We start from the raw sequence: 12,902 nt of genomic DNA, 5'->3' as shown, positions 1-12,902 counted from the left end.
CCGCCGTCCGCGGTGGCGGCGGCCTGGCCGCGCTCCCGCGCGTCGCGCGTGGACGGGCCGTCGGTGCCGACCAGGGCCGACTGCACTTCGAGAACGGGAGCGAGCAACTGCTCGACGGGGTTCATGCGCCGGTCCTCTCCGCCAGGTTCCGGAACTCGGCCGCGGCCGACTCGTCGGTGTGGTCGTAGCCCGCGGCCGCGTTGTCGTAGCTCGCGCCGAGCCCGGCGAGCAGGTCACGGGCCTGGGTGAGCAGGCTGACCAGCGAGTCCGGGCCGTCGCCCGCCTTCGCGGTGAACTTCTGCGACAGGGACTCGCCGACCGCGCACTGGCCGAAATTGTCCGTGCGCACCAGAACACGGGCCGTCTCCAGGGCACCGTCGATGCGGTGCACCTGGTCCCGGCAGGCCTTGGCGGCGCGGCGGGCGCCGTCGGGGTCGACGCTGAACCGGTCGGTGTCCAGCAGGGTCTCGATCTGGCTCTGCCGCCCGATCAGCTCGGCCAACGCGCCCGCGGAATCGGCGAAGGACGGATCGTTCGGTCCGCGCACAGTGCCCCCAGATTATGCTTGTCATCCAGATTACGATCCTAATGCTACCGGGTGTGCTCGTTCGGTAGCGGGAAATGTCTCGAATGCGCCGGGTACCCTCTCGGCACTCGTCGATCGACTCAGTAGGGACAACAGCAGTGACAGCTCGCCGACTGCCTCGGGCCGAGCGCGCCGCGCAGACCCGGCAAGAACTGCTGGCCGCCGCCAAGCGCGTGTTCGCCCGCCGCGGGTACGCGGGCGCCTCGATCGCCGACATCGCCGAGGAGGCCGGCTACAGCCACGGCGCGGTTTACTCGAACTTCGAGAGCAAGCAGGACCTGTTCTTCGCTTTGTTCTCGGAAAGCACCGAGGACCGGGTCGCGGTGATCAAGGCCTTCTTCGCCGCCGCGGGTGGGACGTTCGCCGAACGGGTCAAGCTGCTCGCCGACGAGAGCACCCGCCAGGTCCACATAGACCCCGACCGGTTCCTGCTGAACCTGGAGTTCTCGATCGTCGCCGCCCGCGACCCCGCGCTGCGCGCCAAGTTCGCCGACCGGATCGAGTCGATCCCGCGCGCCGTCGCCGAGATCATCGCCGCCGAGCAGCGGGCGGGCCGGATCCGGGCGGACGTCGACCCGATGGAACTCGCGATCGGCCTGCACGCGCTGAGCATCGGCCTGGGCATCGACCACTGGATCGTGCCCGGCGCGGTCAGACCCGAGTTCTACGGCGAACTCGTCGGCTACATCATGAAGTCGATCACGGTCGAGGACGCGAGCTAGCGCCTGCAAGCAGCCGAGGACCTTCCACGGGCCAGGCGGCGGCGCTACCGCGAGCGCGCTTGTCAGGGACGCGGAGGTACCGGCGGGCGCCCTGGGAAACCGGGGCCGCCGGGCGGCGGGAATCCCGGCTGCGGGGGACGGTTGCCCATGGGTGGGTGCCCGGGTCCGGGCATGCCGCCGCCGGGGAACGGGCCGGACGGGCCGCGTCCGGGTGGGACAGGTCCGGGGCCGGGAGGCATCGGCGGCCTGCCCGGCGCGGGCGGCACCGGTCCGGGACGCGCGGGCCCACCAGGTCCCATAGGCGCAGGCCCGCCAGGTGCCGGAGCCCCGGGACCACCCGGTCCGGCCGGACCGTGACCACCCGTTCCGGGCGTCTGACCAGCGGCAACAGGTGCGCCCGGCGCCGGGATCCCACCGGCGGGCGTGTGCGCCGCCTGGGTCTCCGCGGACACCGCGGGCGGCATGCCCGCCCGGGCCCGCAGCCAGTCCGGGATGTGTTCGTCCGATCGGGGGAAGAATCGGAGCTCGTCCATGAACCCGATCGGCGGTGGCACCCGGCGCCACGCGGGTTCGACGTCCGGCTCGAACTCGACCGCGAACCCACCCGGCGGCTCGATCTCGTAGACCGCGACCAGCCAGGTCCCCCGACCCGGCCGGTACATCCCACCGCGCAGCCGGGCGAAGCCGGAGACGACCTCGGTCGGCGGGCGGATCGCGTGTTCCTGCTCGTCATGGGCGGTGATCGTCAGGTCGACCTCGACATGGCGGCCCACGGAGCGGTACTCGGCGCGGATTTTCTGCCAGTGCTGACCGGCGACGCGCACCATCGCCCGACCGACCTCTTTGGTCAGCCGATTCTGTTCGGCCGGGTCCATCACCGGTTGCGGTTCCGTCATCGTTCCCCCACCACAGATCCCCCATACGTGCGTGCGGAACCATACCGGGAGTGTGGGATCGGTGTGCACGTTCGGTGATGATCGCGTGGATGTGTGCGACGCCTCCGGCGAGCACACGGACGCCCCTCGTAGACTGGATGCCGCAGGAACAGCCGACTAGGACGACGAGGTGACCACGCGGTGACGCTGTTGGAGTCCGTGCACGAACCGGCTGATCTGACCCGCCTGACGCCGGAGGAGTTGGACCGGCTCTCGATCGAGATCCGGTCGTTCCTCGTCGACAAGGTCACCAAGACCGGCGGCCACCTGGGCCCCAACCTCGGCGTCGTCGAGCTGACCATCGCCTTGCACCGGGTGTTCGACTCCCCGCGTGACACGCTGATCTTCGACGTCGGCCACCAGGCCTACGTCCACAAGATCCTCACCGGCCGCCGCGACGGCTTCGACGACCTGCGCCAGCAGGGCGGCATCTCCGGCTACCCGTGCCGCGACGAGAGCGAGCACGACCACGTCGAGAACAGCCACGCCTCGGCCGCGCTGTCCTACGCCGACGGTCTGGCGAAGGCCTACGAGCTGCGCGGCGAGCGCCGCAGCGCCGTGGTTGTCGTCGGCGACGGCGCGCTGACCGGCGGCATGTGCTGGGAGGCGCTCAACAACATCGCCGCGGGCACCGACCGCTCGGTCGTCATCGTGGTCAACGACAACGGCCGCTCCTACTCGCCGACCATCGGCGGTGTCGCCGATCACCTCGCCGCGCTGCGGCTGCGTCCCGGCTACGAGCGGGCGCTGGAGGAGGGCAAGCGGGTCCTGCAGGGCACGCCGGTCGTCGGCAAGCCGCTCTACGCGGCGCTGCACGCGGCCAAGCGCGGCATCAAGGACGCGCTGAGCCCGCAGGCCATGTTCGAAGACCTCGGCATGAAGTACATCGGCCCGGTCGACGGCCACGACTTCGAGTCCCTGGAGTCGTCGCTGCGCCGTGCGAAGGACTTCGGCGGGCCGGTCATCGTGCACGCCGTGACCCGCAAGGGCAACGGCTACCCGCTGGCCGAGAACGACGAGCTCGACCAGATGCACCAGACCGACCCGATCGACCCGGTCACCGGCAAGCCCCGCAAGTCCAAGGGCACCGTGTGGACGTCGGTGTTCGCCGACGAGCTGGCCAAGATCGGCGCCGAGCGCGAGGACGTCGTGGCGATCACGGCGGCCATGCTGCGCTCGACCGGTCTGGCCCCGTTCGCCGAGCGGTTCCCGGAGCGCTGCTTCGACGTGGGCATCGCCGAGCAGCACGCGATCACCTCGGCGGCGGGCATGGCCATGGCGGGCCTGCACCCGGTCGTCGCCATCTACTCGACATTCCTCAACCGGGCGTTCGACCAGCTCCTGATGGACGTCGCGCTGCACAAGCAGCCGGTCACGGTGGTGCTGGACCGCGCGGGCATCACCGGCCCGGACGGGGCCAGCCACCACGGCATGTGGGACCTGTCGATCCTCGGCGTGATCCCCGGAATCCACATCGCCGCCCCCCGAGACGCCCTCACCCTCCGCGAGGAACTGCGCGAAGCGGTGGCCATCGACGACGGCCCGTCGGTCCTGCGTTTCCCGAAGGCCACCGTCGGCGACGACATCCTGGCCGTCGAGCGCGTCGGCCCGGTCGACATCCTGCGCCGCGGCGAGACCTCGGACGTGCTGCTGGTGACGGTCGGCTCGTTCGCCGAACTGGGCCTGGCCGCGGCCGATCGCCTGGCCGACCAGGGCATCGGCGTGACGGTCGTCGACCCGCGCTGGGTCGCGCCCGTCCCGCGTGAGCTGGTCGACCTGGCCGCCAAGCACCGCCTGGTGGTCACGGTCGAGGACAGCGGCAGGCACGGCGGTTTCGGCTGGTCCCTGGCCGCTTTGCTGCGCGACAGCGACGTGGACGTCCCGCTGCGCGACCTGGGCATCCCGAACGAGTTCCACGCCCACGGGTCGCGCGACGAGGTGCTGGTCAGGCTGGGTCTGACGGCTCAGGACGTGGCCCGCCGGGTCACTGGCTGGGCGTCGGACCTCATCGGCGGCCCGGAGTCGGCGGACGCCGAGCAGGTCGGCCGGGCCCTGCCGTAGGGCTCGGGACGACCTTGTCCACAGTGGTGTGGCACCGTTGTACCTGTGCGGATCCTGATCGTTGAAGACGAACCAGCGCTGGCCGAGGCGATCGCCCGTGGCCTGCGACGCGAAGGCATGGCGGTCGATGTCGCCCTGAACGGGGACGACGGCCATGAGAAATCCAGCTTCACCCGGTACGACGTCGTGGTGCTCGACCGCGACCTGCCCGGCATGCACGGCGACGAGCTGTGCCGGGAGATCGTGGCGTCCGGCGCCCTCACCCGGGTGCTCATGCTGACCGCCAGCGACGCCGTCGAGGACCGGGTCGAAGGGCTCTCCCTGGGGGCCGACGACTACCTCGCGAAGCCCTTCGCCTTCCCCGAGCTGGTCGCCCGTGTGCGCGCCCTGGCCCGGCGGGCGACACCCGTGACGCCGCCCGTGCTCGTCGCCGGTGACGTGGAACTCGACCCGGCAAGGCGGACGGTGTCGCGGGCCGGGCAGCCCATCGAGCTGACCCGCAAGGAGTTCGGTGTCCTGGAGGTCCTGCTCGCCGCCCGCGGGTCGGTGGTCAGCAGCGAGGAACTGCTGGAGCGGGTCTGGGACGAGAACGCCGACCCGTTCACCACGACCGTCCGGGTCACAGTCATGACGTTGCGCAAGAAGCTCGGCGAGCCCGGTGTGATCGACACCGTCGTCGGGTCCGGCTACCGCGTGCCCTCGTCTGCGGCCGGTCAATGAGCGGACGCCGCCGCGGCCTGGGGCTGCGCGCGAGGATCACGCTGCTCACCACGGGGCTCGTGGCGGCGGTCAGCGCGTTGCTGCTGTGGCTGGGCTGGCTGCTCGCCGGTGGGGTGGTGGCCTCGGTGCCGTCGCTGCCCGAGGGGTCGACGGTCGTCGTCGGCGGTGTCCGGGTTCGCGCCGACCAACTCGCGGAGGCCTTGGCCGCGAACGCCCGCGAACGGGTCCTGCTCGCGGGCTCCGTCGCGTTCGTCTGCGTTGTCGCCGCGACCGCGCTGCTCGCTTGGGTGATCACCGGGCGCGTCCTGCGCCCCCTGCGCGAGGTCACCGCGACCGCCCACCGCCTGTCGGTGGAGTCCCTTGGTGCCCGCATCGGCCACCGCGGCGCCCGCGACGAGGTCGCCGAACTCGCCGACACCTTCGACGCGATGCTCGACCGGCTGCAGGCCGCTTTCTCGTCGCAGCGCCAGTTCGTCGCCAACGCCAGCCACGAGCTGCGGACCCCGCTCGCGGTGATCCGCACCGAACTCGACGTCACCCTGGCCGACCCGGACGCCGACGAGGCCGAACTGCGCCGCATGGCCGAGGTCGTGCGCTCCGCGACCCTGCGCGCGGGCGAGCTGGTCGAGGCGCTGCTAGTGCTGGCCCGCACCGACGGTCTCGGTGTCAACGTGACCGGCCCGGTCGAGCTGTCGGCCATCATCGCGGGCGCTTGGCGGTCGGCCCGGGTGGAGGCCGAACGCCGTGGTGTGCGGGCGACCTTCCACGAGTGCGGTGCCCGGGTCGCGGGCGACGCCGCCCTACTGGAGCGGGTCGCGGGGAACCTGCTGGAGAACGCTGTGCGGCACAACGTCGACGGCGGCTGGATCGACGTCCGCACCATCCATGGTCCACAGTGGACAATGCTGACCGTGTCGTCGTCCGGCCAGGTAGTGGAACCGGAGCGGGTGGCCGAGCTGTTCGAGCCCTTCCGCCGCGGCGGTGTCGACCGGACGGCACACATAGGAACGGGCCTGGGGCTGTCGATCGTGCGTGCGGTCGCCCGCGCCCACGGCGGCCATGTCACCGCGGAACCCGTGCCGGGCGGCGGTTTGACCGTCACTGTGCACCTGCCGACCCTGCCCTGATTCAGGGTCGCCCCCAGGGACATCCTGGATGTGCGCCCTACTTCTCCCGGCCACGCTTGGGATCATGACTTGGGGGAATGCAAAACGATGGCGCCAGGGCGCCGTGTGGCTGCATGTGATCACGTCTGTCGGCTGGATGAGTCAGGCATTGGCGCTGTTCACCTTGCTGACCGTGAGCCTGACGACCGACGACGCCACCATCCGCGTGAGCGCCACAACCATGGCCCACACACTCGACGACGCGCTTCTCGCGCCCATGGCCAACGCCTCGGCGTTCACCGGTTTCATGCTCTCGGCGTCGACCGCCTGGGGCTTCTACCGGCACTGGTGGGTGCTGGGGAAGCTGCTGATCACGTTGGCGCAGCTCTATTTGGGGATCTTCGTCTTGTCTGGCGCCCTGAACGGCGCGGTGATCGCGGCCAAGGCGGGTAACCCGACCCCCACACCGGTCCCACTTGTCGTGGGGACGGCGCTGATGGCGGGCGCGATCGCCTTCCAGGCCTGGCTTTCGGTGGCCAAACCGTGGAACCGCACACCGTGGACGCCGGAACGCCCGCCGAAACTGCCCACCGCGCCGACGTGGGTCTTCGCGGCGATCGTCATCGTGCCGTTCTGCGATATCGCCCTGAGCGTCTGGACGGGTCGGCCGATGCCCGCGGTGTCGCTGGTGGTGCTCACGGCCTGGTTGATCACCCGCAAGGTCCGCCAACCGGTCAGTGTCGCCCGATGAAGTCGAGGACGTGTCGTTCGATGCCCGGGCCAAGGTGGTGCCCGGAGTCGGCCCACAGGTCCACTTCGGCGTGTGGCCACAGCGCTCGGGCCCGCTCGGCGGCTTTGCGCGCGTTGTGGGCGACGCTACTGCCCGCGAACACCGCCAGGACCGGCAGCGTGACCGTGCGCAGGTCGTCCGCGGGCAGCCGGAACTGCGGCGGCAGCTTGTTCTTGTAGGACAAGATGCCCGCGAGGACCACCCGCATCGCTGGGCCGTCGGCCAGAGCCGGGCCCACCAGCCAGTTCAGGAACCGGCGCCATAGCCACTCCCGGTTCACCGCCACGACCGGCACGGCCAGCGCCAGGACGGCGGGGGAGAACCCGGCGGTCACCAGCGTCGGGTCCAGCAGGCTGACGCTCGCGATCCGGTCAGGCCGGTGGATCGCCTGGCTGACCGCGAGGTGACCGCCGCTCGACGCGCCCACCAGGTGCACCCCGCTCAGGTCTAGCCCGGCGAGCACGTCATCGAGCCACAGCGCCCGCTCGGCGGGACTTCGGATCGGTGCGGTCTGGACGCTGCCGCCAGGTTCGCCCAACGCGTCGATTGCGTAGACCGGGTGCCGTTGGGCCAACCCCCGGATGTGGTCGGCCCAGCCCGCCGACGTGCTCGCCATCGCCGAGAGCAACACGATGGGCGGCCCGTCGCCGACGCCGTGGCGGTAGACGCGGGTCGTGCCGTGTCGGGTCTCGATGTCGAGTGTTTTCAGCGGTTCCGGACATTCGGCCATCGCGGCCGTGTACGCGGTGAAGTAGGCGTCCCGTGCCGCTTCGCTGGTGAAATGACCTATCCGTGCCATGTTCTTCCTCCGGGTAACGTCGTTGGTGACGACGTTAGGGAGGAGCGCGGGCCGCGGTCTTGGACGAATGTAAGGGGGCGATGTGGCGGAGTGGTCGATAGTCGCGCCCGGCGAGGACGTGGCGCGGATCGACGAACTCGTCTACGCCGCACCGGATCCGCGGCTGGCGGGCAAGGTGCTGACCTACACAGCGCACGACTACACCCACCCGGAGCCGATCTCGTGGCAGGTCATCGCGCTCGGCGCGGTCACGGTGACCATCGACATCGACCGGCCCGTTCGGCTCGTGGGAGCCGAATCCATGCCGGTCTCACCGGTGCTGGGCCTGCGGGACCGGCCGGTGACGATCACCCAGTCCGGCCACGCGCACGGGATCACCATCGGGCTCAGCCCGGCGGGCGCGTACGCGCTGTTCGGCCTCCCGCTCAGCGAGATCGCCAACGCGGCCATCGGTTTGGGCGACCTGGTCGGCTCCCGCGCCTGCCACCTAGCCGACCAGCTGGCGCACACGCCGACGTGGGCGGAGCGTTTCCGGATCGTCGACCGCCACCTGCTGGCGTGGTCGCAGGACGGCCCCCGCCTGGCCCGCCCGGTCCACGGCGCCTGGCACCGCCTGATGTCCAGCCACGGCCGCGTCCGCATCGGAGCGCTGGCCGACGAGATCGGCTGGACCCGGCAGCACCTGGTGTCGAGGTTCCGCGGGCAGATCGGCCTGACCCCGAAGACGGTCGCCAGGGTCGCGCGGCTGCACCGGGCGACTACCCTGATCAACGATCCCGGGGCTTTGAGCTGGGCGGACATCGCCCACGACAGCGGCTACGCCGACCAGTCGCACCTGAATCGGGACTTCCGCGACCTCACCGGAAGCACCCCGACGCAGACGGTGCTGAACGAGCCTCCGACCTTCGTGCACGCGAGGTAGCACATCTGTAGCGCGCTGATCGGATAGTTGCTACAGTAGTGCCATGAGTCAGGTCATCGGGCAGCGCGAACTTCGCAACGACAATGCGGAGATCATGCGGCGGGTCGAGTCCGGTGAGAGTTTCACCGTCACCCGCAACGGGAAGCCGGTGGCCGACCTTGTCCCGCACCAGGCTGGGCGGGCCGCGAAGCGACGCACTCTGGCCGAGGCGCAGGCGGCGTTCCGCGGGCTCCCGCCCATGGACGCGGAACGCTGGCGCCGCGAGCGTCAAGCCGACGACCAGATCTTCGGCGCTGATGACCCCGTCGACGACGTGTGGTCCCGATGATCAGTGTCCTGCTGGACACCTGCGTGATCATCGACCTCGACCGACTGAACCTTGGCGACAACGCTTCGGCCACTGCGTTCGTCAGTGCGGTCACGATCGCCGAACTGGCCTACGGTCTTGATGTCGACGATCCGGTCGAACGCGGTGTCCGAACCGAGCGCTATTACGCCACCCTTGATCAATTCGACGTGCTTCCATTCGACATTCCGGCGGCGAAGCTCTACGGAACCATGGCGGCCCTGGTCAAGCGTTCTGGGCGCAACCCGCGACCGCGCCGGATGGACCTCCAGATCGCCGCGACCGCGGCGGCGAACGGATTGCCTTTGCTCACCCGGAACGCGGTGGACTTCCACGGCCTGGAGCGGGTTCTCGACGTGATTGCGATCTGAGAAGTCACAGTCGCTCGATGAGTGCCTTGGCGTCGTAAGGCGCGCGGACTTTGACGTCGTTGTCGAAGTACACGAACACGTCCCCCTTCTTCCGCCACCGCCGCACCTTCTTCGCCCACGCGTCCAGGGCGTCGTCGGTGTAGCCGCTCGTGTACAGCTCCTCATCTCCATGCAGCCGCACGTACATGAACTCCGTCGTCACCTCCTCGAACAGCGGCCACCGACCCGCCGTGTCCGCGACCACGAGCGCGATCCCATTGTCCCGCAACAACTCCACGAACTCCTCGCGCGGATAGTCCGGGTTGCGCACCTCCAGGGCGTACCGCAGCGGCCGGTCCGCGTCGGTCTCCGTCCACGCGCGACCGTCCAAACGGGAGTCGTGGGACCTGGCGAGTGTCGCGGCCGCACTGGTCGTCCTTGGCAGCTCACCGAAGAACCGGGCGAACACGTCGTGGTCATAGCGGAAGTTCTCCGGCAGTTGCCACAGCACCGGGCCGAGTTTCGCCTCCAGCGCCAGCACGCCCGAGGCGAAGAAGTTCGCCAACGTCGTGTCCGCATCCTTGAGCCGCTTCATGTGCGTGATGAACCGGGGACCCTTGACCGAGAACACGAACCCCGCGGGCGTCTCGTCCCGCCACCGCTGATAGCTCTCCGGACGCTGCAGCGAATAGAACGACCCGTTGATCTCGATCGACGACACCTGCCGCGACAGGTACTCCAACTCGCGCTTCTGGGTCAGGCCCGGGGGGTAGAACGTCCCCCGCCAGGGCGGGTAAAGCCAGCCTGACGTCCCGATCCGCACGTCGCTCATGGGTGATGAGCCAACCACGAACCGCGATACCTGCTGGCCACGGCGTCAAGCCTACCTGCGGAAATGTGGTGGCCGACACCCTGGCGAGACATTGCCGTGGCCGTTTCGTTACCTTGCCTCGGGCTCGAAAGAGCCGACCCCCGTCCCCGACGTATAGCGGTGATCCACGACATGGCAGGTCGACATAGCAGCAAGGCCGCGAACTGGCACATGCCAGTGGCGCTCGCCGTCACCACCGGCGCGGTGCTCGCGGCCACGGCCTGGGTCACGGGCACCGACCCGGATGTGCGCAACGCCAGCGCCGCGATGGTCATGGCCCCGCCGGTGACGACGACATCGACCACGACCACCACGACCACCACCGTCGCCCCCACGACGACCACCACCCCGCCCCCGGTCACGACCACCCCGCCGCCGGTCACCACCACAAAGGTGAAGACGACCCCGCCGCCCCCGGCCTCGTCATGCTCGACGAAACTGGACGGCGCGCAGCCCCACGTGGCGCAGGTCGGCAACCACATCGCCGCGAAGTTCGGCGTCGACGACATCGGCGGCGCCGCGGGCCGCAGCGGCACCAGCGACCACCCCGAGGGCCTCGCCCTGGACTTCATGGTCGACACCGCCAAAGGCAACGCCATCGCCGACTACGTCCTGGCCAACCGCCGGGCCTTCGCCGTCACCTACGTGATCTGGCGCCAGCGCTACAACGACGGCAGCGGCTGGTCGGCCATGGAAGACCGCGGCGGCGCCACGGCCAACCACTACGACCACGTCCACGTCTCCTTCCGCGCGGGCGCCAAGGTCTCAGTCACCTGCTGACCAGGCACCCTGCGACACACAGTCATCCACTCGGGATCTGGACCCACGCGGTGACGCGGTTACCGGTGAGCGATAGGACCAGATCGCACTCGAGGAGTTCGTGCTGTGCGGCCAATGCCGCGTAGGAGGCGTCTTCGTGGACGAAGACGACGCTGATCCCGTCGGGCGCGTAGAAGACCAGCTTGCGGGCGACCGTCGGGCTACCGTCGACGAACCCGACGGTGGTGTTTCCGGGGCCGTGGACAATGGTGGCGGGCACACCGCCGCACGTCCCGGCGAGGGTGAAGGTCGAGGCGTTCCCGCGGTCGTACGGGTCCGCGGCGGCCGGGGCGGCGGTCGCGAGGACCACCAGCCCGGCGGCGGCCGCCGCCACGAGACCGCGAATCATGACGTCACCATCAAATTCACGCTTGACGCCAGGGTGTAGTCGACACCGCTGAACTCGTCGCACAGTTCGCGGCAGCGCGTGAAGTACCGGCCGAACTCCGGCCGGGCCTTCCACGCCGCGACGCTCTCGTCGCTGTCCCACGCGCCGTACGAGACGAACTCGTCCGGTGCCTCGGCCGCGCGCAGCAGCAGGAACATCCGTGCACCCGGTGCCTCGGAGTACGCCCAGGTGGTGAACTCGGTCCAGCGGACGATGAAGTCGTCCGCCTTGCCCGGCGCCACGTGCCAGGTGCCCGAGGTGTATCGCTGTCCGTTCATGTCCGGCTCCCTTCAAGGTCGGTTGGCGCGACCTTAGAAAGCAGCCATTCCCTGAGCATTCCTCAGCCGCCGGACCGCGCCGACGCGGTCGAATACCTCGATCGCGGCGGCCAGCTGTCCCGGCGCGGCCTGCCCGACCTGGGCGGCCTGCATGGTGGTCCGGGCGGCCCAGAACGGCATCCGGGCCCGCTCGTACAGGGCGACGCCCGCCGCGAAATGCACCTGGGCCGCGGCCGACTCGCCCTTGGCGGCGTCGACCGCGGCCCGAGCGGTCTCGGCCATGGCCCGCCAGGCGGAACTGTCGAACATGCGGGCGACCTTCTCGGCCGCGGCCGCGTGCAGGTCGGCCGCCGCGACGTCGCCGAGCGCGGCACAGGTCTCAGCCGCGATCGGGTAGAGCAGCGCCGCGCAGCTGGGGCACTCACCGTGGCGTGCCGCCGCGTCGCCTGCCGAGCGAATTGCCCGGAGCGCTTCCTCAGGATGGCCCCGCTCGATCGCGTCCAGCGCCGCGGTCGCATACAGCCGCCCCCAGTGGTGCCGCGCGAGCGGGGACACTCCGGCGATCGCCATACCGCGCCGCAAGGCCGCCGCGGCCGACTCGCTGTCGCCCCGGACCGCCGCGAGCTCCGCGAGTCGCTGCCAGGGCAGGGCGCCGGAGTTCGAGCCGAGTTCGCCGTGGATCTCCGCGCTGCGTTCGAGGCACCCTTCGGCTTCGTCCCACCGGCCGTGCAACAGCAGGGACTCACCGAGCAGACACCAGGCGAAAGCCTGCGCCCGCAACGCCCCACGCTGTGTGGCGACGGTGATGGTGCGCAGGGCGTAGTCCTCGACGCCCGCGGACAGGTCGTCCCCGTAGAGGTGGTATTGGCCGATGCAGTGGTGCAGGTCGAAGACCCGGGCCAGAGCTTGATCGTCGTCGACTTCGAGGCGCCGCAACTCGCGGTGCACGCCGTCGCGCCAGTCGCCGCGGAAGTGGTGGACGATGGCCAGTGTCTCGTTCACGGTGGCCACGTCCTGCGCGGTGCCGTGCTCGGTCGCGGCCGCCAGCGCCTCGTCGGCGGTCGACAGCGCGTCGTCGAACCGCCCGAGTTCGCACAGCCAGTTCGCCCGGACATCGAGCAGCCGCGCCCGCTCGGCCGCGTCGGCGGGCTCGGTGCCCGCGGCGCGCAGGTGACCCTCCGCGGCGCCGGGGTCGTGGCACATCACCAG

Annotated in this window: 16 protein-coding genes; 9 read left to right on the top strand and 7 right to left on the bottom strand. The window is 70.3% G+C overall.

The window, feature by feature from the left end:
* Positions 1-121: 121 nt before the first annotated feature.
* Positions 122-547: a hypothetical protein gene (locus ACRDSQ_RS22130; protein WP_431423706.1), complete on the bottom strand. Its 426-nt coding sequence runs from the start codon at positions 545-547 to the stop codon at positions 122-124.
* Between the two features lie 137 nt (positions 548-684).
* Here ACRDSQ_RS22130 and ACRDSQ_RS22125 point away from each other — a divergent pair, with 137 nt between their 5' ends.
* Complete coding sequence (locus ACRDSQ_RS22125) at positions 685-1,308, top strand: TetR/AcrR family transcriptional regulator (protein ID WP_431423705.1); 624 nt, start codon at positions 685-687, stop codon at positions 1,306-1,308.
* 62 nt (positions 1,309-1,370) lie between these two features.
* Here the strand turns inward: ACRDSQ_RS22125 and ACRDSQ_RS22120 are convergent, their stop codons facing one another.
* On the bottom strand, positions 1,371-2,204 hold the full coding sequence (locus ACRDSQ_RS22120; RefSeq protein ID WP_431423703.1) for a ferredoxin: 834 nt from the start codon (positions 2,202-2,204) through the stop codon (positions 1,371-1,373).
* Between the two features lie 180 nt (positions 2,205-2,384).
* Between ACRDSQ_RS22120 and dxs the strand changes: the two genes are divergently transcribed.
* From dxs to ACRDSQ_RS22100, 4 genes are all read left to right on the top strand, one after another.
* Entirely contained in the window at positions 2,385-4,304 is a 1,920-nt protein-coding gene (gene dxs, locus ACRDSQ_RS22115; RefSeq protein WP_431423702.1) for a 1-deoxy-D-xylulose-5-phosphate synthase, read from the top strand.
* Positions 4,305-4,349: 45 nt separating this feature from the next.
* A complete protein-coding gene (locus ACRDSQ_RS22110; RefSeq protein WP_431423701.1) occupies positions 4,350-5,024 on the top strand; it encodes a response regulator transcription factor in 675 nt (224 codons plus the stop codon).
* Positions 5,021-6,151 (top strand): sensor histidine kinase, encoded by a 1,131-nt coding sequence (locus ACRDSQ_RS22105; RefSeq protein WP_431423699.1) that lies wholly within the window; start codon positions 5,021-5,023, stop codon positions 6,149-6,151. Before ACRDSQ_RS22110 ends, ACRDSQ_RS22105 begins: the two co-directional genes overlap by 4 nt.
* Positions 6,152-6,287: 136 nt before the next feature.
* The gene (locus ACRDSQ_RS22100) at positions 6,288-6,881 is read left to right on the top strand and encodes a hypothetical protein (protein WP_431423698.1); all 594 of its coding nucleotides are present in this window, start codon (positions 6,288-6,290) and stop codon (positions 6,879-6,881) included.
* On the opposite strand, the gene ACRDSQ_RS22095 is transcribed toward ACRDSQ_RS22100, so the two are convergent.
* Positions 6,865-7,719: an alpha/beta fold hydrolase gene (locus ACRDSQ_RS22095; RefSeq protein ID WP_431423697.1), complete on the bottom strand. Its 855-nt coding sequence runs from the start codon at positions 7,717-7,719 to the stop codon at positions 6,865-6,867. The genes ACRDSQ_RS22100 and ACRDSQ_RS22095 overlap by 17 nt on opposite strands.
* Before the next feature lie 82 nt (positions 7,720-7,801).
* On the opposite strand from ACRDSQ_RS22095, the gene ACRDSQ_RS22090 reads away from it, so the two are divergent.
* From ACRDSQ_RS22090 to ACRDSQ_RS22080, 3 genes are read left to right on the top strand one after another with little or no spacing between them, the layout of a single operon-like run.
* Positions 7,802-8,641 carry a helix-turn-helix domain-containing protein gene (locus ACRDSQ_RS22090; RefSeq protein WP_431423695.1) on the top strand — a complete coding sequence of 280 codons (840 nt, stop codon included), beginning with the start codon at positions 7,802-7,804 and terminating at the stop codon, positions 8,639-8,641.
* Between the two features lie 43 nt (positions 8,642-8,684).
* Positions 8,685-8,969, top strand: a complete 285-nt coding sequence (locus ACRDSQ_RS22085) for a type II toxin-antitoxin system Phd/YefM family antitoxin (protein WP_431423694.1) — start codon at positions 8,685-8,687, stop codon at positions 8,967-8,969.
* Positions 8,966-9,358, top strand: a complete 393-nt coding sequence (locus ACRDSQ_RS22080) for a type II toxin-antitoxin system VapC family toxin (protein WP_431423692.1) — start codon at positions 8,966-8,968, stop codon at positions 9,356-9,358. The genes ACRDSQ_RS22085 and ACRDSQ_RS22080 overlap by 4 nt, the downstream gene beginning before the upstream one ends.
* A 4-nt stretch (positions 9,359-9,362) precedes the next feature.
* Here the strand turns inward: ACRDSQ_RS22080 and ACRDSQ_RS22075 are convergent, their stop codons facing one another.
* Positions 9,363-10,169: a DUF72 domain-containing protein gene (locus ACRDSQ_RS22075; RefSeq protein WP_431423690.1), complete on the bottom strand. Its 807-nt coding sequence runs from the start codon at positions 10,167-10,169 to the stop codon at positions 9,363-9,365.
* A gap of 171 nt (positions 10,170-10,340) precedes the next feature.
* Here ACRDSQ_RS22075 and ACRDSQ_RS22070 point away from each other — a divergent pair, with 171 nt between their 5' ends.
* Positions 10,341-10,988, top strand: coding sequence for a hypothetical protein (locus ACRDSQ_RS22070; RefSeq protein WP_431423689.1), 648 nt, complete (start codon positions 10,341-10,343; stop codon positions 10,986-10,988).
* Between the two features lie 22 nt (positions 10,989-11,010).
* Here the strand turns inward: ACRDSQ_RS22070 and ACRDSQ_RS22065 are convergent, their stop codons facing one another.
* From ACRDSQ_RS22065 to ACRDSQ_RS22055, 3 genes are all read right to left on the bottom strand, one after another.
* Positions 11,011-11,376: a hypothetical protein gene (locus ACRDSQ_RS22065; protein WP_431423688.1), complete on the bottom strand. Its 366-nt coding sequence runs from the start codon at positions 11,374-11,376 to the stop codon at positions 11,011-11,013.
* The gene (locus ACRDSQ_RS22060) at positions 11,373-11,693 is read right to left on the bottom strand and encodes a putative quinol monooxygenase (RefSeq protein ID WP_431423687.1); all 321 of its coding nucleotides are present in this window, start codon (positions 11,691-11,693) and stop codon (positions 11,373-11,375) included. The genes ACRDSQ_RS22065 and ACRDSQ_RS22060 overlap by 4 nt, the downstream gene beginning before the upstream one ends.
* Positions 11,694-11,726: 33 nt before the next feature.
* Positions 11,727-12,902 (bottom strand): hypothetical protein (locus ACRDSQ_RS22055; RefSeq protein WP_431423685.1); only part of this gene is annotated, 1,176 nt, incomplete at its 5' end.

The organism is Actinokineospora sp. (assembly GCF_050699995.1).
Lineage (GTDB): Bacteria > Actinomycetota > Actinomycetes > Mycobacteriales > Pseudonocardiaceae > Actinokineospora.
This window is presented reverse-complemented; position numbering and strand designations above follow the sequence as displayed.